Raw genomic sequence first — 18,800 nt, forward strand, 5'->3', positions numbered from 1 at the left:
AAAACAATTATCAAATGGCGCCTCCTTCGCAGGGGGCTGAGGATACTTTGCCTGCGGGGTTCATGCCCGGCCCTGTGAACATTTCTTCGAGGAAGCTGCCCGATGCGCCTGAATATCCGTGTTGTCACGCTCTGTGTTGTCATGTTGGCCAGCCAGGGCTTGGTGGCGGCTGAACTGCCGCAGCGCTGGGTCAGTGCCGGCGGGGCAGTGTCCGAATGGGTCAGCGCGCTGGGCGGTGAGTCGAAACTGGTGGGCGTGGACACCACCAGCCAGCATCCCGAAGCCTTGCGGGATTTACCCAGCATCGGTTATCAGCGACAACTCTCGGCCGAGGGGGTATTGAGCCTGCGTCCGCAGATCCTCGTAGGCACCGAAGAAATGGGGCCGCCACCGGTGCTGTCGCAGATCCGCAGCGCCGGGGTACAGGTTGAACTGTTCTCGGCCACGCCCGACCTGTCGACCCTTCAGGGCAATCTGCGGCACCTGGGTCAACTGCTGGGCGCCGAGGCCAAAGCCGCGCAGTTGTTCGACAGTTATCAACAGCAGCTCAGCCAACAGAAAGCCCGAGTGAGTAAAATCCAGCTTGAGCAACAGGCCCCCGGCGTGTTGCTGTTGGTCGCAAGCTCCGGCGGCAAGCCGATGGTCGCAGGCCTGGGCACCTCCGCCGATTGGCTGGTGCAGCAGGCCGGCGGTCACAACTTGGCGACACACCATGGTTACAAGGCATTTTCGGTGGAGAGCCTGGCCAGCCTGAATCCCGAAGTACTGGTGTTCGCCGATCGCGCGTTGAGTGGCGAAGAAGCGCGTGCGGCGTTGTTCAGGGAAAATCCGATTCTTTCCTCCACCCGTGCCGCCAGGGCCGGGCGCGTTATCGAGCTTGACCCGACACTGTTGGTCGGCGGGCTAGGCCCCCGGTTACCGCAAAGTCTGGTGAAGCTGACGGCCGGTTTTTACCCGACAGAACCGGCCAAGGCACCATGACCCCTCTGGTCAAACCGCGCACCTTGTTCATTGGCCTGGCCCTGTTGTGTCTGCTGGCGATCTGGCTGTCCCTGGCCCTGGGGCCGGTGAGTTTGCCGCTGTTCGATACCTTGCGCGCCGCGTTGCGCTTGATGGGTTTGCCAGTGGCCGCCGAAGGTCTGGAGCAGGCCGAACTGATCCTCGGCCAGATCCGTCTGCCACGCACCCTGCTGGGGCTGGCGGTGGGCGGGGTATTGGCATTATCCGGGGTGGCGATGCAGGGGCTGTTCCGCAACCCGTTGGCCGACCCGGGGCTGGTCGGGGTGTCCAGCGGTGCGGCACTGGGCGCGGCGTTCGCCATTGTTGGCGGCTCGGCGCTGGGCGGCTTGCCCGAAGCGTTCGGCCCCTATGTGTTGTCGTTGTGTGCGTTCCTCGGCGGGCTTGGGGTTACGGCATTGGTTTATCGCCTCGGCCGGCGCAACGGCCAGACCCATGTCGCGACCATGCTCCTGGCCGGTATCGCCCTGACCGCGCTGTCCGGCTCGGCGGTGGGCTTGTTCACTTACCTGGCGGACGACGCGACCCTGCGCACCTTGACGTTCTGGAACCTGGGGAGCCTGAATGGTGCCAGCTATGCGCGGTTGTGGCCGCTGTTGCTGGTCAGCGTTGGCGTAGCACTCTGGCTGCCACGACGGGCCCGGGCACTCAATGCTCTGTTGCTGGGTGAGTCCGAAGCCGCCCATTTGGGCGTTGATGTCGAAGGGCTCAAGCGTGAACTGGTGTTTTGCACGGCCCTGGGGGTTGGCGCGGCAGTGGCGGCGGCGGGCATGATCGGCTTTGTCGGGCTGGTAGTGCCGCATCTGGTACGGTTGATGGCCGGCCCCGATCATCGCGTTCTGTTGCCGGCTTCGGTGCTGGCGGGGGCGAGCCTGCTGCTGTTCGCCGATCTGGTGGCGCGTCTGGCGCTGGCTCCGGCGGAACTGCCGATCGGCATCGTCACGGCATTCATCGGGGCGCCGTTCTTCCTCTATTTATTGCTGCGAGGACGCGCTTGATGTTACGAGCGCAGAACCTGCACATCCAGCGGGGTCGCAAGACCGTGTTGGCTGATGTCAATCTTGAGCTGCACCCCGGCCAGGTGCTGGGTGTGCTCGGGCCCAACGGAGCAGGTAAAAGTACTTTGCTGGCGGGGCTGTGCGGTCAATTGCCTCCTGCGCAGGGACAGGTCTGGCTCGATGATCGGCCTTTGTCCCAGTGGGACGGCGCCGAGCGAGCCCGCCGCCTGGCGGTATTGCCGCAGTCATCGACCCTGGATTTTGCCTTCCGCGTCGAAGAAGTGGTCGGCATGGGGCGCCTGCCTCATCAGTGTGGTCGAGTGCGTGACGAGCAAATCGTTGCCTTGGCGTTGCACGCTGCAGACGCGGCGCATCTGCACGGTCGCAGTTACCTGGCGCTGTCGGGAGGCGAGCGTCAGCGGGTGCACCTGGCGCGGGTCTTGGCACAGTTGTGGCCAGGGGAAGCGGGGCAGACCCTGCTGCTCGACGAACCGACCTCGATGCTCGATCCACTCCACCAGCACACCATCCTGCAAGCGGTGCGTGAGTTTGCCGATCGCGGCGCGGCCGTATTGGTGATCCTGCATGACCTGAACCTAGCAGCGCGTTATTGTGATCGCCTGTTGTTGCTCGCGTCCGGCCGGCCGGTGGCCCTGGACACGCCGCAACAAGTGCTGCGCCCGGAACCGCTCAAAGCGGTGTTTGGCCTGGAAGTGCTGGTGCAACCCCATCCGGAGCGCGGACATCCATTGATCATCGCCCGCTGAGGGTTGCCTGAGGATGTAGACGTGCGCCTGATCCTGATTCTGGCATTGAGTGTGCTGACGGCCTGTCAGAGCACCGCGCCGCCCCCGGTCGACGGGCAGATCCTTGATTTGCACAGTGGCCGGGCCATCACGCCTCAAGCGTTGATCGAGCGTCTGGCACGGGCGCCGCGAGTGGTGGTCGGCGAGCAGCACGACAATCCGGATCACCACGCGCTGCAGCTATGGCTGCTTCAGGCCCTGACCGCGCAACGGGCCCAGGGCAGCCTCCTGCTGGAAATGCTGACACCCCACCAGCAGCCTCGCGTTGACGCGGTCCGCCAGTTACCTGCCTTGCCAACTGATCTTCCCGGTGCCCTGGATTGGTCGCCGGGATGGGACTGGAGCCTGTATGGTCCGGTCGTGGAGTTTGCCCTGACGCAACGCTATCCGTTGTTGGCCGCCAATCTGGACGCCGCCGAGATCCAGCGCGTCTACCGGCAGGCGCCGGACTTGCGAGGCGCCCGTGCGAATGCGGCAAGTGTGAAGGATCAGTTGCTGGAGCAGATTCGCCAATCCCATTGCGGCCTGCTGCCCGAATCTCAGATGCCGGCGATGCTGGCTGTCCAGCAACAACGTGACCGACGCATGGCCGAACGTCTGCTGGCTGCGCCATTGCCTGCGTTGTTGTTCGCTGGTGCCTGGCATGGACGAAAAGACGTCGGGGTGCCGCTGCATGTGCTGGACTTGGGGGCCAGTGAGGCGCCCACCGTCCTGATGCTGGCCGAGGAGGGCAGCGAGATGACATCGGTCATGGCAGATTACGTGTGGTACACCAAGGCCACTCCCCCTCAGGATTACTGCGCGCAGATGCGTGAACACAGCGTATTTCCTCCAGACAAAAAAAGACCCGACAAAAGTCGGGTCAAATAACCGTGATTAGCCTGATGAGGAGATATCTGAGAGTCCGAACCAAGGGCTATTCAAATATCGACCAGTCTCGCGACCGGATGCGCTAATCATAGCGATTCTCATTACCATGTCAAACGTTGTTTTTTGAATTGGCCCAAATAACTTTCAACCGGAGGCCGTGTGGCGACAAACAAGGAGAATGGTCAGGCTTTGTGACGCGTCGAAACGGCGTCCAATTGTTTGTTCAAGGCTTCCTTGCGTTCGGCGGGGATGTCATTCCAGTGCACATCCATCAATGCGCCCTCAATGGCATAGAGCAACACCTTCGAAGCCCGGAACCCGCGAGTGCGTACTGCGCGATAGGCATCAACCGCTCCGAGGCGACGCAGATCCGAGGCGCTGTGGATGCCCACGGCATGCAGCCACTGGGCTGATGTCTTGCCCAGGTTCTTCAGGTGTTGCAGTTCATCATTCATCGAACCTCCTTGCGACGGCCGACTGGTGCAGTGGGCAAGCTTCTCAGGAGTGTAGCGGTCAGTAGGAAAAACGTGATTCTTTGGTGGGATTTGAAGCAAAAGCTTCTAATGCATTACGCACGATAGGTGGGGGCGCGCGGCAAGATGCAGCGTCCAGCGCAGGCGGGGGCGCTGGAGATCAATTGGGTTGACGGCAGATTCGGCCCGATTCAGCGGGTGCGGTAGCGCAGCCGGGTGCCAAAGTTCATCGACATCAGAATTTCGTCGGCAGACAGTTCTGCCGGGAAATAGGCGCCCGATATTTGCGCATGGGCCAGGCTGGCACCTTCCAGGGACGACTTGCGAAAATCGATGCCGCGCAAATCCGCGGAGCGGAAGTAAGCGTCGGTGAAATCCACGTCGTCGGCATTGAGCTCTCGCAGATCCAGACCGCGAAAATCGCCGCCACGCATATCAACCGGGCCTTGTGGCCGTTCGTTGTTGAAACCGGCAATGTCGTCTTCGCGCAGCAAAGCATAAAGCGGGGTACTGAGAAGCTTGGGTAGGCTCATTTCATATCACCTGTTGGTTTTATGACGCCAGTATAGTGCCACTGTTTGGCGGCCGTGAAGGGTGGGCAGACTCCACGGCCGAAATAGTTTTTTACAGGCCTGGCAAGCGTTGACGAATCTGCGCGACCACGATGTCGAGCGTGCCGCTTTCATTGGTCTGGACCCGTTTGCTGCAAAGGATTTCCGCAGGGGTGAGTGCTTCGCGGCTGGCCTGTTGGGCGGCGATAACGGCCAGATTTGCGTCGGACGGATCTGTCTGATCGGCCTGACGCTGCGCCAGCCTGCTCTCGATAACCGCTTGTGGCGCATTGCAATCGAGGATCAGGAACGGAGCGCCCGTGGCCTCGGCAACTTTCGCCGCAGCATTGCGCTGATCGTGTTTGAGGTACGTGGCGTCGATCACTGCTGGGAAGCCGGCATGCAGGATGACACTGGCGATTTCATGCAAGCGGGCATAAGTGGCGTCGCTGGCGCCGCTGCTATAGATGCCGGCTTGTGGATCATTGGGCACTTGCTGCTCACCAAACAGACGCTTGCGCTCAACGTCCGAGCGCAAGCGAATGGCGCCCAGGGCTTCCACCAGGCGCATCGCGACATGGCTTTTGCCAACGGCCGAAACGCCGTGGGTGATGGCCAGAAAGCGCGAGGGAATGGTGCTGTAGCTTTCGGCCAGGTTCGCGTAGTTGCGGTATTGGCGCAGGGTTGTGGCGCGCTGCACCGGGTCGGCTTCGGCCGGCATGCTGAACAGCGCGACCTTGGCGCGGACCAGGGCGCGGTAGGCTTTGTAGAAGTTCAGCAGCTCCAGGCCTTGATAGTCGCCGGTCAGCTCCAGATATTGGCTGACGAAACGTCGCGCCAGCGACTTGAGGCCGCGGTCTTCCAGGTCCATCGCCAGGAATGCAGTGTCGGCATAGACATCGGTGAAGCGGAACGGCTCGTTGAACTCGATGCAGTCGAAAATCACTACCTTGCCATCGATCACCGTGGCGTTGCCCAAGTGGATGTCACCGTGGCATTCGCGGATGAAACCTTCAGTCTTGCGTTGAGTGAACAGCGGTTTGAGGCGTTCGAAGCTGCTTTCGGCCCAGGCTTGCAGGGCTTCGAGCTGCAACAGGTCAGCCTTGTCACTGAGGAACGGACGAATCTGTTCGAAGTTCTGCCGCACCGGTGCCATAACGCTGTCGGGGGTGCCGGCGGCGTTTTCGGCAGGCACGGTGGGCGTAGAGAGATGGAAGCGGGCGATCTGCGCGGCCATTTCGTCAATGTGCGCGGTGGTCAGTTCGCCGTTGGCCTGGAGCGTGCTGAGCAGTTGGCTCTGGGGAAACTGACGCATCTTCAGGGCGTATTCGATGGCCGGACCTTCGCCACCCAGTTGCGGCACTTGCGGGGTGCCGGTAATCGGCATGACTTCCAGGTACAGATCCTGGGTCAGGCGCTGGTTCAAGCGCAGTTCTTCCCCGCAGAAATGCTTGCGTGCCTCGAGGCTGGTGAAATCAAGGAAGCCGAAATTGACCGGTTTTTTGAATTTGTAGGCATACGGCCCGGTGAGCAATACCCAGGAAATGTGGGTCTCGATGACCTGGAACCCTTCGACGGGATGCGGATAGAGGGCCGGGTTTTGCAGGGCAGCGATCAGGGACTGGCTCACGGGCGATCCTTCAGAGACTGGGAAAATTCAAGGCCGTCATTATGGCGGCAAGCCGCGTTAACGCAAACAGGAGGGGGCCGTTGTGTGGTCATGTTGAACCGCGGCAAAGTGCGTATAATCCGCCGCCATGACTCGTACCCGATCCCCCCGTACCCCCAAGAAACCACCCGCCAGTCGCCTGCGGCCCTGGCTGGGCTGGGCCCTTAAACTCAGCCTGGTGGGCCTCGTCGTGCTCGCCGGCTTTGCGGTCTACCTCGATGCTGTGGTCCAGGAGAAGTTCTCCGGCAAGCGTTGGACCATCCCGGCCAAGGTCTACGCCAGGCCCCTGGAGCTGTTCGTCGGACAAAAGCTGAGTCGGGACGATTTCCTGACCGAGCTCGATGCCCTCGGCTATCGCCGTGAAAGCGTTGCCAATGGCCCGGGTGCTGCGTCCGTCAACGGCAATACCGTCGACCTCAATACCCGCGGTTTCCAATTTTATGAAGGCATGGAGCAGGCGCAGGCGGTGCGAGTGCGTTTCTCCGGCGACTACGTGGCTGCGCTGACCGGTGCCAACAATGCGAAGCTGTCAGTGGTACGCCTTGAACCGCTGCTGATCGGTGGCCTGTACCCCAAGAACCTTGAAGACCGGATCCTGATCAAGATCGACCAGGTGCCGCCGTTCCTGCTCGATACGCTGATCGCTGTCGAGGACCGCGATTTCTACCATCACTTCGGCGTCTCGCCCAAGTCGATTGCCCGGGCCATCTGGGTCAACACCTCCTCGGGCCGTATGCGCCAGGGCGGCAGTACCCTGACCCAGCAATTGGTCAAGAACTTCTATTTGACCAACGAGCGCAGCCTCAGCCGCAAGCTTACCGAAGCCATGATGGCGCTGTTGCTGGAGCTGCACTACGACAAGCGGGAGATTCTCGAGGCGTATCTCAACGAAGTCTTCGTCGGCCAGGACGGCCAGCGAGCGGTTCACGGTTTCGGCCTGGCCAGCCAGTTCTTCTTCAGCCAGCCGCTGTCCGAGCTCAAGCTGCATCAGGTGGCATTGCTGGTGGGGATGGTGAAAGGGCCGTCCTCCTATAACCCGCGGCGTAATCCGGAGCGCGCCCTCGAGCGGCGCAATCTGGTACTCGACTTGCTGCAACAGCAAGGCGTGGCGACGGCCGAGCAAGTCGAAGCGGCGAAGAAGATGCCTTTGGGCGTAACCAAGCGCGGCAGTCTGGCCGACAGCTCGTTTCCTGGTTTCATGGACCTGGTCAAGCGTCAACTGCGTGAGGACTACCGCGATGAAGACTTGACCGAAGAAGGCCTGCGGATCTTCACCAGTTTCGACCCGATCCTGCAGATGAAGGCCGAAGCATCGGTCAATGACACCTTCAAGCGACTGGCCGGGCGCAAGGGCTCTGATGAAGTGGAAGCCGCGATGGTGGTGACCAACCCGGAAACCGGCGAAGTCCAGGCCATGATCGGCAGTCGGCAGGCCAGTTTTGCCGGTTTCAACCGGGCGCTCGATGCGGTCCGCCCGATCGGCTCCCTGATCAAGCCGGCGGTCTACCTCACCGCCCTGGAAAAACCGAGCCAGTACACCCTGACCAGTTGGCTGTCCGACGAGGCGTTCTCGGTCAAGGGCGCGGACGGCCAGGTGTGGAAGCCGCAAAATTATGATCGCCGCTCCCACGGTACGGTGTTCCTGTACCAGGGGCTTGCGCATTCCTACAACCTGTCGACGGCTCGCCTCGGGCTTGAAATCGGCGTGCCGAATGTCCTCAAGACCTTGGCCCGCCTGGGTGTCAGTCGCGAATTCCCGGCATTCCCATCGATGCTGCTGGGAGCCGGTGGCCTCACGCCGATTGAAGTGGCAGCCATGTACCAGACACTGGCCAACGGTGGCTTCAACACGCCGATGCGCGGCATTCGCAGCGTGCTTACCGCCGACGGCGAGCCGCTCAAGCGCTATCCGTTCCAGATCCAACAGCGTTTTGATCCCGCGTCCATTTATCTGATCCAGAGCGCCATGCAACGGGTCATGCGTGAAGGCACCGGCAGTTCGGTTTATAACGTACTACCGCGTAACCTGACCCTGGCGGGCAAGACCGGTACCAGCAACGACTCGCGCGACAGCTGGTTTGCCGGTTTCAGCCAGGACCTGCTGGCAGTGGTCTGGCTCGGCCGTGACGACAATGGCAAGACCCCGTTCACTGGCGCCACCGGGGCATTGCAGGTCTGGACCAGTTTCATGCGCAAGGCCGATCCGTTGCCGCTGGACATGCCGCAACCAGACAATATCGTTCAGGCCTGGGTGGATTCGCGCACCGGTCAAGGCTCCGACGCCAGTTGCCCGGGCGCGGTGCAGATGCCGTATATTCGCGGCAGCGAACCACCACCCGGTGCAGCCTGTGGCATTCCAAACCCCGCCGAATCGGTCATGGATTGGGTCAAGGACTGGATGAATTAAGCAAAGAGGGTTTCAAGTGAACAAGTGGTTGATTCCAGCGGTTACGGCCGTGGCATTGCTCAGCGGTTGCTCTACCGTACAACGCGGTTCGATTCCGGTTGTCGATTCCGGCACTGCCGTTTCCAATAGCGAGCGGGTCTCGGCCAATGGCGGCTTCCGTCAAACGACGGTGCAGCGGCCGGTGCAGGGACAGGTCCAGGCGATTCCCCAGGGCGATACCGGTGTCGTCGTGATGGTGCCCGGTGGCGGCGCCACGACGTCGGCACCGATCAGCAGCACACCGATCACGCCAGGGCCGATCACGCCGGGCCCTATCGATACCTCACCAATCGACCAGGGCAGCTTCAACATGCCTTCTGCACCGAGCAGCATTCCCTCGACCAGTTCGGGAGGTCTGTCCGCTGATGAACAATTGGACGGTCCAGTACTGGCATTGCTCACCACAGCCCAACAGCAACAGGCCGGTGGTGACCTCAATGGTGCGTCCTCCAGCCTTGAGCGAGCCCAGCGTGTTGCGCCGCGTGAACCCCAGGTTCTCTATCGCCTGGCCCAGGTGCGCATGGCCCAGGGCGATGCGCCGCAAGCCGAGCAACTGGCCCGCCGTGGCCTGACATTCGCCAACGGTCGTCCGGCGCTTCAGGCCAGCCTGTGGGAATTGATCGCTCAGGCCCGTGAGAAACAAGGCGACTCCGCCGGCGCGGCATTGGCCCGTCAGAAGGCCAAGGTTTCGCTCTGATGGATACGCGTTTTCCCAAGATCGCCGATCAGTTGCTGCTGATTGAGCGCGAGTTGCGGGTCCAGGGCTGGTGGAGCAGCGTTTCGCCGTCGGCCGAGGCGTTGGCCAGTGTCGAGCCGTTCGCGGTCGACACGCTGGACTTCGAGCAATGGCTGCAATGGATTTTCCTGCCGCGCATGAAAGCCATCCTGGAAAATGACCTGCCGCTGCCCAACGCTTCGGGCATCCTGGAGATGGCTCAAATGGTCTATGCCCAGCGGCCGGGGCAAGGCGTGGAGTTGCAGCGACTGTTGGCGCAGTTCGACCAATTGATCAGCGACGTTAACTGACCGCCATTTATTGGCAGTGCTCCTCGATCTGCTTGCGGGTTTCGTCGATGCGCTGGCGCCGCTCCTCTTCTGTGAGGCGGCGCATTTCCCCTTCCACATCCTCGCGTACCCGCGGGTTGTTCTGCAGTTGCGCCAGATTGGTCCGAGTCTGTTCGCAGAAGGCCTTGAGCTGGGCTTGCTGCTCGGCAATCTGTTGCTTGACCTGTTGGTCAATCGCCTTCTGGTCACCAATGACCCCGGCAGGCGGGGGGGCTGCTGGCTTGGCGGCGGAAGGGGAGGACTTGATCACCGTCGTGGCCTGTCCTTCAGGCGGTGGCTGGGAGCCAAAGTGGGTAACCCCTTGGGCGTCCACCCATTTATAGACCTGACCGGCCATGCACATCGGGCTCAGGCCAACCAGCAGGCTGGCCGTCAAGAAGAACATTCGCATGCTGTTTCCTTGTCATGGGTTGCGCAATTGAAGCTAACACAGTTGCTGTTTAAAGGTTTTTTCTTGCGTTCTCATGCGCTTACTTCGAATAAAGCACATTGACGGCTTGACTTGCAGAGGGCGAAACAGAAGAATCCAAAGTCCGCTGTAGAGGGACTGCCAGAAGCAGGCCCACTCGGCAGATCATGAGGCGCACATCCGCGCCGACCTGTTACACCCGCAACGCGTTACCTCGCGCTGGGTGGGAAAGGCCCGCAACACTTGGGACGATCCCAATACTTGCTCAGTCAGTGCTGACGTAGTCGGCGACCACCGTCGCTCATGCTCTGCCGAGAAGTAAACCTATTAAGACCCGTCCCTTTTTGTGGGCCGGTATTCTGGCGTTTTAGAGGTGAACAACGTGGAGCTTTTATCTGGCGGTGAGATGCTCGTCCGCTTTTTGCGTGACGAAGGCGTCAAATATATCTACGGGTACCCCGGTGGTGCTCTTCTTCATGTCTATGATGCCCTGTTCAAAGAACCGGAAGTGACCCACATCCTGGTTCGTCATGAGCAAGCGGCGACCCACATGGCTGACGGTTATGCCCGTGCCACCGGTAAAGCCGGCGTGGTCCTGGTGACTTCCGGCCCTGGCGCCACGAACGCCATCACCGGTATCGCCACGGCGTACATGGACTCTATCCCGATGGTGATCATCTCCGGTCAGGTGCCCAGCACCATGGTCGGCACCGACGCGTTCCAGGAAACCGACATGATCGGTATTTCCCGGCCGATCGTGAAGCACAGCTTCATGATCAAGCACGCTTCGGAGATCCCGGAGGTCATGAAGAAGGCGTTCTACCTGGCTGAATCCGGTCGTCCGGGCCCGGTTGTGGTCGATGTCCCGAAAGACATGACCAACCCGGCCGAGAAGTTCGAATACATTTTCCCCAAGAAAGCCAAGCTGCGTTCCTACAGCCCGGCTGTGCGCGGTCACTCCGGGCAAATCCGCAAGGCAGCCGAAATGCTGCTGGCGGCCAAGCGTCCGGTGCTGTACTCGGGTGGCGGCGTCATCCTCGGTGGTGGCTCCGCGCCGCTGACCGAATTGGCGAAAATGCTCAACCTGCCGGTCACCAATACGCTGATGGGGTTGGGCGCCTACCCGGGCACTGACCGTCAGTTCATCGGCATGCTCGGCATGCACGGCAGCTATACCGCCAACCTGGCGATGCACCATGCCGATGTGATTCTGGCGGTCGGCGCGCGTTTCGACGACCGTGTCATCAACGGCCCGGCGAAATTTTGCCCGAACGCCAAGATCATCCATATCGACATCGACCCAGCGTCCATCTCCAAGACCATCAAGGCAGACGTGCCGATTGTCGGTCCTGTGGAGAGCGTGCTGAGCGAAATGGTCGCCATCCTCAAGGAAATCGGCGAGGCTCCGAACAAGGAGTCCGTGGCCAGTTGGTGGAAGCAGGTTGATGAGTGGCGCGGTGATCGTGGCCTGTTCCCTTACGACAAGGGCGACGGCAGCGTGATCAAGCCGCAGACCGTGATCGAAACCCTGTGCGAAGTGACCAAGGGCGATGCCTTTGTGACCTCCGACGTGGGCCAGCACCAGATGTTCGCCGCGCAGTACTACAAGTTCAACAAGCCCAACCGCTGGATCAACTCCGGTGGCCTGGGCACCATGGGCTTCGGTTTCCCGGCGGCCATGGGCGTCAAGTTGAGCTTTCCGGATAGCGACGTCGCCTGTGTCACGGGCGAGGGCAGTATCCAGATGAACATCCAGGAGCTGTCGACCTGCCTGCAGTACGGTTTGCCGGTGAAAATCGTCAACCTGAACAACGGCGTACTGGGCATGGTTCGCCAGTGGCAGGACATGAGCTACGGCAGCCGTCACTCGCACTCCTACATGGAGTCGTTGCCGGACTTCGTCAAGCTGGTCGAAGCCTATGGTCACGTGGGCATCCGCATCACTGACCTGAAGGACTTGAAGTCCGGGCTCGAAGAAGCTTTCGCCATGAAGGATCGCCTGGTGTTCCTCGATATCAAGGTCGATACCAGCGAGCACGTCTACCCGATGCAGATCAAAGACGGCTCCATGCGCGATATGTGGCTGAGCAAGACGGAGCGTACCTAATCATGCGACATATTATTTCCCTGCTTCTGGAAAACGAACCGGGTGCTCTGTCTCGCGTAGTGGGCCTGTTTTCGCAGCGCAACTACAACATCGAAAGCCTGACCGTGGCGCCAACCGAAGACCCGACCCTGTCGCGTCTGACGCTGACCACTGTGGGGCACGATGAAATCATCGAGCAGATCACCAAGAACCTGAACAAGCTGATCGAGGTGGTCAAGCTGGTGGACCTGTCGGAAAGCGCGCACATCGAGCGCGAGCTGATGCTGGTCAAGGTCAAGGCCACCGGTGCCCAGCGCGCCGAGATCAAACGCACTACCGATATTTATCGTGGGCAGATCGTCGATGTCAGCGCCAGCGTCTATACCGTTCAGTTGACCGGTACCAGCGACAAGCTCGACAGCTTCATTCAATCGATCGGCACTGCCTCGATTCTGGAAACCGTACGCAGTGGCGTCACCGGGATTGCCCGTGGCGACAAAGTACTGAGCATCTAAACCAAATTAGCGAATGGCCTGAATGGCCGGAAATAGGGGTAATTCATGAAAGTTTTCTACGATAAAGACTGCGACCTGTCGATCATCCAGGGCAAGAAAGTCGCCATCATCGGTTACGGTTCCCAAGGCCACGCCCAGGCGTGCAACCTCAAGGACTCCGGTGTTGACGTGACCGTTGGCCTGCGTAAAGGCTCGGCCACAGTTGCCAAGGCCGAGGCCCATGGCCTGAAAGTCACCGACGTAGCTTCTGCCGTTGCCGCCGCCGACCTGGTCATGATCCTGACCCCGGACGAGTTCCAGTCTTCGCTGTACAAGAACGAAATCGAACCGAACATCAAGAAAGGCGCCACCCTGGCCTTCTCCCACGGTTTCGCGATTCACTACAACCAGGTAGTGCCACGCGCCGACCTCGACGTGATCATGATCGCGCCGAAGGCCCCGGGCCACACCGTTCGTTCCGAATTCGTGAAGGGCGGCGGTATCCCTGACCTGATCGCGATCTATCAGGACGCTTCCGGCAACGCCAAGAACGTCGCTCTGTCCTATGCTGCCGGTGTTGGCGGCGGCCGTACCGGCATCATCGAAACCACCTTCAAGGACGAAACCGAAACCGACCTGTTCGGCGAACAAGCCGTTCTGTGCGGCGGTACTGTCGAGCTGGTCAAGGCCGGTTTCGAAACCCTGGTTGAAGCTGGCTACGCGCCGGAAATGGCCTACTTCGAATGCCTGCACGAACTGAAGCTGATCGTTGACCTCATGTACGAAGGCGGTATCGCCAACATGAACTACTCGATCTCCAACAACGCTGAATACGGCGAGTACGTGACGGGTCCGGAAGTGATCAACGCCGAATCCCGCCAGGCCATGCGTAACGCCCTGAAACGTATTCAGGACGGCGAATACGCCAAGATGTTCATCAGCGAAGGCGCTACCGGCTATCCTTCGATGACCGCCAAGCGTCGCAACAACGCCGCTCACGGTATCGAAATCATTGGCGAGCAGTTGCGCTCGATGATGCCGTGGATCGGTGCCAACAAGATCGTCGACAAAGCCAAGAACTAAGTCGCGAGCTTGATCGGAAAACGCGGCCCTGGCCGCGTTTTTTCGTTTGGGCGGTGGCTTCTGGTATAAAGCTGCATCGTTTGCGGCCGAACCCTCGTCCCAGACACCTGTCGAATTTTTCACACCGTTGCAAGGTACTGTCCATGAGCGAACGCCCCGACGAGCCCAACCAGGCTCCTGACGCCGAAAGCCTGCTGCCCATCGATGAGCACGTCGAAGAAGGACATGACGCTGAAGGCCGTAAGGTCCGGCACCGTGGCATCTATCTGCTGCCGAATCTGTTCACCACCGCGAACCTGTTCGCCGGTTTCTATTCCATCATCAGCTCCATGAGCGCCCAAGCGGCCTTGAGCGCCGGCGATAGCGCCGGGGCGAGTCGTTACTTTGCCTTCGCTGCCATCGCGATCTTTGTCGCCATGGTGCTCGATGGCCTGGACGGGCGTGTGGCCCGCATGACCAATACCCAGAGCGCGTTCGGTGCCGAGTACGATTCGCTGTCGGACATGGTCGCTTTCGGCGTGGCCCCGGCCTTGCTGGCGTTCGGTTGGGCGCTGGGGGACATGGGCAAGGTTGGCTGGATGGTCGCTTTCATCTATGTCGCCGGTGCCGCGTTGCGTCTGGCACGTTTCAATACCCAGGTCGGTACGGCTGACAAGCGCTACTTCATCGGCTTGGCGAGTCCTGCCGCTGCGGGTGTCGTAGCCGGTGTTGTTTGGGCTTTCAGCGACTACGGTATCCAGGGATCGAAGATGTCGTTCCTTGTGGCGCTGCTGGTAGCGGCGGCCGGTATGCTGATGGTCAGCAACATCAAGTACAACAGCTTCAAGGAGCTGGATCTCAAAGGGCGGGTGCCGTTCGTGGCGATTCTGGCGGTGGTGCTGGTGTTCGCGGTGGTCTTCAGTGATCCGCCACGTATCTTGTTGCTGGTATTCCTCGCCTATGCCGCTTCCGGCCCGGTTCAATACCTGTTGCGCCTGCGCCGACACAAAAAAGCCGAGTGATGTAATTTCCCTCATACTCCGCAGTCTATTGGTGCATCTGCCCTCCAATGCTGCGGAGTTGTCATGCTGATCAAGATCCCCAAGTCGTCCGACTGCCTTGAGTCGGACGTCACGCCAGAATCCCTCTATCTATCCCGTCGCCAAATGCTTGGGGCCGCCATGGCGGGGCTTGCCGTCAGCGGTCTTCCGCGTTGGGCCAGTGCTGCCGATGTTGCGCGTTATGCGGATGTCGAGCCCGGCAAGGCGCCGTCCTGGTTTGCCGAGAAGCTGCCGTCCACCCAATGGGGCGCGGTTACGGTCAAGGATGAGTCCATCACCCCTTTTAAAGACGCCACCCATTACAACAATTTCTATGAGTTCGGAACCGGCAAAGGTGATCCGGCGGCCAATGCCGGATCCTTGAAAACCGAGCCCTGGAGCGTGGTGGTGGATGGAGAGGTGGGCAGGCCGGGGCGCTATGCCTTGGAAGACTTCATGAAGCCTTACCAGTTGGAGGAGCGAATCTATCGCCTGCGGTGCGTGGAGGCCTGGTCCATGGTTATCCCATGGATTGGCTTTCCCATTTCGGCGTTGCTCAAGCAGGTCGAGCCGACCTCCAAGGCCAAGTACATTCGTTTCGAAACCCTGCAGGATCCCAAGACTATGCCAGGGCAGCGCTCAGGGTTTGCTTTGATCGACTGGCCTTATGTCGAGGGCTTGCGACTGGATGAAGCGATGAATCCGCTGGCAATCATGGCGGTTGGGATGTATGGGCGAGAGTTGCCGAATCAGAACGGTGCACCGTTGCGCTTGGTGGTGCCGTGGAAGTACGGGTTCAAAAGTGTGAAGTCCATTGTGCGCATCAGTCTGGTCAGCGAGCAGCCCAAGACCACCTGGCAGAGCATTGCGTCCGACGAGTACGGCTTTTACGCCAACGTCAATCCGACGGTCGATCACCCGCGTTGGACCCAGGCACGGGAGCGCCGTCTGCCGAGCGGGCTGTTCAGTCCTAACGTGCGCGATACGTTGATGTTCAACGGCTATCAGGATGAAGTCGCTTCTTTATATGCAGGGATGGACTTGAGGAAGGACTACTGATGCGTTTTCCAGTCTGGCGAATCGGCGTCTTTGTCGCGGCGGCGGTTTGGCCGTTGCTCTGGCTCTACGAAGCGTTGATGAATAAGTTGGGGCCTGACCCAGGCAAGGTGCTGGTGGATCGGCTCGGGTTGGGCACGCTTATTTTGTTGTTGATCACCTTGAGCATGACGCCGTTGCAGAAACTCACGGGGTGGGCAGGGTGGATCGCGGTCAGGCGTCAGCTGGGATTGTGGTGCTTTGCTTATGTGGTGCTGCATTTGAGTGGGTATACGGCGTTCATCCTGGGGTTCGATTGGTCGCAACTGGGCGTCGAGCTGAGCAAGCGACCTTATATTATCGTCGGAGCGCTCGGGTTTCTTGGGCTCTTGGCGCTGGCGATTACTTCCAATCGCTACAGTCAGCGGCGACTGGGCGCGCGCTGGAAAAAACTGCATCGCCTGGTTTATCCGATCTTGGGCCTTGGATTGCTGCATATGTTGTGGATTGTGCGGGCGGATCTTAAGGAGTGGTCGATTTACGCCTTTATAGGTGCTGTGCTTTTGATGCTTCGAATTCCTGTGGTTACGCGCCGGATACCGCGTTTAATTGGACGCAAAGCACCTTCTGCAACAAAAGCGTAATTAACGCTTGACGGCAAATCCTGGAAGTCTATAATTCGCCCCACTTCCGGCGCAGTCGAAACGGAAAACTCCTTGAGTTTCAATGAGTTAAACGATTTTCGGCGGCGCAGGGCTTCAGGTCATCGAAGCTTGGGAAGCAGTTAGTGGGGCGGTTTTTCTGGCTCCGTTAACGATTCGATCTTCTCGATCGAAAGCGTCAAAAAGAGGTGTTGACAGCAGCGAGTAACGCTGTAGAATTCGCCTCCCGCTAACGAGAGATCGGAAGCGCAAGTGGTTGAAGTTGCAGAGGAAACTTTGAAAGCTTCTTAAAATAACCGCTTGACAGATACACCGGGCGCTGTAGAATGCGCGCCTCGGTTGAGACGAAAGGCTCAACCCACCGCTCTTTAACAACTGAATCAAGCAATTCGTGTGGGTGCTTGTGGAGTCAGACTGCTAGTCAACAGATTATCAGCATCACAAGTTACTCCGCGAGAAATCAAAGATGTAACCAACGATTGCTGAGCCAAGTTTAGGGTTTTCTCAAAACCCAAAGATGTTTGAACTGAAGAGTTTGATCATGGCTCAGATTGAACGCTGGCGGCAGGCCTAACACATGCAAGTCGAGCGGTAGAGAGGTGCTTGCACCTCTTGAGAGCGGCGGACGGGTGAGTAAAGCCTAGGAATCTGCCTGGTAGTGGGGGATAACGCTCGGAAACGGACGCTAATACCGCATACGTCCTACGGGAGAAAGCAGGGGACCTTCGGGCCTTGCGCTATCAGATGAGCCTAGGTCGGATTAGCTAGTTGGTGAGGTAATGGCTCACCAAGGCGACGATCCGTAACTGGTCTGAGAGGATGATCAGTCACACTGGAACTGAGACACGGTCCAGACTCCTACGGGAGGCAGCAGTGGGGAATATTGGACAATGGGCGAAAGCCTGATCCAGCCATGCCGCGTGTGTGAAGAAGGTCTTCGGATTGTAAAGCACTTTAAGTTGGGAGGAAGGGCATTAACCTAATACGTTAGTGTTTTGACGTTACCGACAGAATAAGCACCGGCTAACTCTGTGCCAGCAGCCGCGGTAATACAGAGGGTGCAAGCGTTAATCGGAATTACTGGGCGTAAAGCGCGCGTAGGTGGTTCGTTAAGTTGGATGTGAAATCCCCGGGCTCAACCTGGGAACTGCATTCAAAACTGTCGAGCTAGAGTATGGTAGAGGGTGGTGGAATTTCCTGTGTAGCGGTGAAATGCGTAGATATAGGAAGGAACACCAGTGGCGAAGGCGACCACCTGGACTGATACTGACACTGAGGTGCGAAAGCGTGGGGAGCAAACAGGATTAGATACCCTGGTAGTCCACGCCGTAAACGATGTCAACTAGCCGTTGGGAGCCTTGAGCTCTTAGTGGCGCAGCTAACGCATTAAGTTGACCGCCTGGGGAGTACGGCCGCAAGGTTAAAACTCAAATGAATTGACGGGGGCCCGCACAAGCGGTGGAGCATGTGGTTTAATTCGAAGCAACGCGAAGAACCTTACCAGGCCTTGACATCCAATGAACTTTCCAGAGATGGATTGGTGCCTTCGGGAGCATTGAGACAGGTGCTGCATGGCTGTCGTCAGCTCGTGTCGTGAGATGTTGGGTTAAGTCCCGTAACGAGCGCAACCCTTGTCCTTAGTTACCAGCACGTAATGGTGGGCACTCTAAGGAGACTGCCGGTGACAAACCGGAGGAAGGTGGGGATGACGTCAAGTCATCATGGCCCTTACGGCCTGGGCTACACACGTGCTACAATGGTCGGTACAGAGGGTTGCCAAGCCGCGAGGTGGAGCTAATCCCACAAAACCGATCGTAGTCCGGATCGCAGTCTGCAACTCGACTGCGTGAAGTCGGAATCGCTAGTAATCGCGAATCAGAATGTCGCGGTGAATACGTTCCCGGGCCTTGTACACACCGCCCGTCACACCATGGGAGTGGGTTGCACCAGAAGTAGCTAGTCTAACCTTCGGGGGGACGGTTACCACGGTGTGATTCATGACTGGGGTGAAGTCGTAACAAGGTAGCCGTAGGGGAACCTGCGGCTGGATCACCTCCTTAATCGACGACCGCAGCTGCTTCATGAGCTCCCACACGAATTGCTTGATTCATTGAAGA

17 protein-coding genes and 1 rRNA gene are annotated in these 18,800 nt (G+C 59.4%); 14 read left to right on the forward strand and 4 right to left on the reverse strand.

Translation table 11 applies throughout. The features are described from left to right. Positions 1 to 102 precede the first annotated feature (102 nt). Genes AC3I65_RS03685 through AC3I65_RS03700 form a run of 4 tightly spaced genes read left to right on the forward strand, consistent with a single transcriptional unit; the run spans position 103 to position 3,691 of the window. A complete protein-coding gene (locus AC3I65_RS03685) occupies positions 103 to 981 on the forward strand; it encodes a heme/hemin ABC transporter substrate-binding protein (RefSeq protein WP_107322943.1) in 879 nt (292 codons plus the stop codon). A gap of 50 nt (positions 982 to 1,031) precedes the next feature. After that, entirely contained in the window at positions 1,032 to 2,015 is a 984-nt protein-coding gene (locus AC3I65_RS03690) for a FecCD family ABC transporter permease (RefSeq protein WP_171061425.1), read from the forward strand. Continuing rightward, the gene (locus tag AC3I65_RS03695) at positions 2,015 to 2,782 is read left to right on the forward strand and encodes a heme ABC transporter ATP-binding protein (protein WP_173407388.1); all 768 of its coding nucleotides are present in this window, start codon (positions 2,015 to 2,017) and stop codon (positions 2,780 to 2,782) included. Before AC3I65_RS03690 ends, AC3I65_RS03695 begins: the two co-directional genes overlap by 1 nt. Positions 2,783 to 2,803: 21 nt before the next feature. After that, positions 2,804 to 3,691, forward strand: coding sequence for a ChaN family lipoprotein (locus AC3I65_RS03700; protein WP_488523461.1), 888 nt, complete (start codon positions 2,804 to 2,806; stop codon positions 3,689 to 3,691). Positions 3,692 to 3,873: 182 nt separating this feature from the next. Here AC3I65_RS03700 and AC3I65_RS03705 read toward each other — a convergent pair whose 3' ends face one another. The 3 genes from AC3I65_RS03705 to AC3I65_RS03715 all read right to left on the reverse strand — a co-directional run bounded on the left by AC3I65_RS03705 (position 3,874) and on the right by AC3I65_RS03715 (position 6,345). After that, positions 3,874 to 4,146, reverse strand: coding sequence for a TfoX/Sxy family protein (locus AC3I65_RS03705; protein ID WP_047229837.1), 273 nt, complete (start codon positions 4,144 to 4,146; stop codon positions 3,874 to 3,876). A gap of 209 nt (positions 4,147 to 4,355) precedes the next feature. Further along, complete coding sequence (locus tag AC3I65_RS03710) at positions 4,356 to 4,697, reverse strand: pentapeptide repeat-containing protein (protein ID WP_047229836.1); 342 nt, start codon at positions 4,695 to 4,697, stop codon at positions 4,356 to 4,358. Between the two features lie 91 nt (positions 4,698 to 4,788). Continuing rightward, positions 4,789 to 6,345: a bifunctional aminoglycoside phosphotransferase/ATP-binding protein gene (locus AC3I65_RS03715; protein WP_488523462.1), complete on the reverse strand. Its 1,557-nt coding sequence runs from the start codon at positions 6,343 to 6,345 to the stop codon at positions 4,789 to 4,791. A gap of 127 nt (positions 6,346 to 6,472) precedes the next feature. Between AC3I65_RS03715 and mrcB the strand changes: the two genes are divergently transcribed. The 3 genes from mrcB to AC3I65_RS03730 are packed head-to-tail and all read left to right on the forward strand — an operon-like array spanning position 6,473 to position 9,856. Beyond that, complete coding sequence (mrcB, locus tag AC3I65_RS03720) at positions 6,473 to 8,791, forward strand: penicillin-binding protein 1B (protein ID WP_047229834.1); 2,319 nt, start codon at positions 6,473 to 6,475, stop codon at positions 8,789 to 8,791. Between the two features lie 16 nt (positions 8,792 to 8,807). After that, entirely contained in the window at positions 8,808 to 9,527 is a 720-nt protein-coding gene (locus tag AC3I65_RS03725) for a tetratricopeptide repeat protein (protein WP_047229833.1), read from the forward strand. Continuing rightward, a complete protein-coding gene (locus AC3I65_RS03730; RefSeq protein ID WP_047229832.1) occupies positions 9,527 to 9,856 on the forward strand; it encodes a YqcC family protein in 330 nt (109 codons plus the stop codon). Before AC3I65_RS03725 ends, AC3I65_RS03730 begins: the two co-directional genes overlap by 1 nt. Positions 9,857 to 9,863: 7 nt before the next feature. Here AC3I65_RS03730 and AC3I65_RS03735 read toward each other — a convergent pair whose 3' ends face one another. Next, positions 9,864 to 10,286, reverse strand: a complete 423-nt coding sequence (locus AC3I65_RS03735) for a DUF4124 domain-containing protein (protein WP_409078025.1) — start codon at positions 10,284 to 10,286, stop codon at positions 9,864 to 9,866. Positions 10,287 to 10,686: 400 nt separating this feature from the next. Here AC3I65_RS03735 and AC3I65_RS03740 point away from each other — a divergent pair, with 400 nt between their 5' ends. From AC3I65_RS03740 to AC3I65_RS03770, 7 genes are all read left to right on the forward strand, one after another. Then, positions 10,687 to 12,411 (forward strand): acetolactate synthase 3 large subunit, encoded by a 1,725-nt coding sequence (locus tag AC3I65_RS03740; protein ID WP_047229879.1) that lies wholly within the window; start codon positions 10,687 to 10,689, stop codon positions 12,409 to 12,411. A gap of 2 nt (positions 12,412 to 12,413) precedes the next feature. Beyond that, positions 12,414 to 12,905 (forward strand): acetolactate synthase small subunit, encoded by a 492-nt coding sequence (gene ilvN / locus AC3I65_RS03745; RefSeq protein ID WP_003205610.1) that lies wholly within the window; start codon positions 12,414 to 12,416, stop codon positions 12,903 to 12,905. A 45-nt stretch (positions 12,906 to 12,950) separates the two neighbouring features. Continuing rightward, the gene (ilvC, locus tag AC3I65_RS03750; protein ID WP_003228216.1) at positions 12,951 to 13,967 is read left to right on the forward strand and encodes a ketol-acid reductoisomerase; all 1,017 of its coding nucleotides are present in this window, start codon (positions 12,951 to 12,953) and stop codon (positions 13,965 to 13,967) included. Between the two features lie 143 nt (positions 13,968 to 14,110). Continuing rightward, on the forward strand, positions 14,111 to 14,968 hold the full coding sequence (pssA, locus tag AC3I65_RS03755) for a CDP-diacylglycerol--serine O-phosphatidyltransferase (protein WP_076386334.1): 858 nt from the start codon (positions 14,111 to 14,113) through the stop codon (positions 14,966 to 14,968). A 63-nt stretch (positions 14,969 to 15,031) separates the two neighbouring features. Continuing rightward, positions 15,032 to 16,045 (forward strand): protein-methionine-sulfoxide reductase catalytic subunit MsrP, encoded by a 1,014-nt coding sequence (gene msrP / locus AC3I65_RS03760; RefSeq protein ID WP_107322936.1) that lies wholly within the window; start codon positions 15,032 to 15,034, stop codon positions 16,043 to 16,045. After that, positions 16,045 to 16,665, forward strand: coding sequence for a protein-methionine-sulfoxide reductase heme-binding subunit MsrQ (gene msrQ / locus AC3I65_RS03765; protein ID WP_047229828.1), 621 nt, complete (start codon positions 16,045 to 16,047; stop codon positions 16,663 to 16,665). Before msrP ends, msrQ begins: the two co-directional genes overlap by 1 nt. A 541-nt stretch (positions 16,666 to 17,206) precedes the next feature. Continuing rightward, a 16S ribosomal RNA gene (locus AC3I65_RS03770) occupies positions 17,207 to 18,743 on the forward strand. Positions 18,744 to 18,800: the final 57 nt, after the last annotated feature.

Source organism: Pseudomonas sp. N-1-13 (assembly GCF_057787095.1).

What these genes read in the sequence shown, in the direction of transcription:
- msrP (WP_107322936.1), top strand. Translation starts at nt 15,032, where the DNA reads ATGCTGATCAAGATCCCCAAGTCGTCCGACTGCCTTGAGTCGGACGTC.
- AC3I65_RS03710 (WP_047229836.1), bottom strand. Translation starts at nt 4,697, where the DNA reads ATGAGCCTACCCAAGCTTCTCAGTACCCCGCTTTATGCTTTGCTGCGC.
- ilvN (WP_003205610.1), top strand. Translation starts at nt 12,414, where the DNA reads ATGCGACATATTATTTCCCTGCTTCTGGAAAACGAACCGGGTGCTCTG.
- AC3I65_RS03685 (WP_107322943.1), top strand. Translation starts at nt 103, where the DNA reads ATGCGCCTGAATATCCGTGTTGTCACGCTCTGTGTTGTCATGTTGGCC.
- ilvC (WP_003228216.1), top strand. Translation starts at nt 12,951, where the DNA reads ATGAAAGTTTTCTACGATAAAGACTGCGACCTGTCGATCATCCAGGGC.
- msrQ (WP_047229828.1), top strand. Translation starts at nt 16,045, where the DNA reads ATGCGTTTTCCAGTCTGGCGAATCGGCGTCTTTGTCGCGGCGGCGGTT.
- pssA (WP_076386334.1), top strand. Translation starts at nt 14,111, where the DNA reads ATGAGCGAACGCCCCGACGAGCCCAACCAGGCTCCTGACGCCGAAAGC.
- AC3I65_RS03730 (WP_047229832.1), top strand. Translation starts at nt 9,527, where the DNA reads ATGGATACGCGTTTTCCCAAGATCGCCGATCAGTTGCTGCTGATTGAG.
- AC3I65_RS03705 (WP_047229837.1), bottom strand. Translation starts at nt 4,146, where the DNA reads ATGAATGATGAACTGCAACACCTGAAGAACCTGGGCAAGACATCAGCC.
- AC3I65_RS03695 (WP_173407388.1), top strand. Translation starts at nt 2,015, where the DNA reads ATGTTACGAGCGCAGAACCTGCACATCCAGCGGGGTCGCAAGACCGTG.
- AC3I65_RS03735 (WP_409078025.1), bottom strand. Translation starts at nt 10,286, where the DNA reads ATGCGAATGTTCTTCTTGACGGCCAGCCTGCTGGTTGGCCTGAGCCCG.
- mrcB (WP_047229834.1), top strand. Translation starts at nt 6,473, where the DNA reads ATGACTCGTACCCGATCCCCCCGTACCCCCAAGAAACCACCCGCCAGT.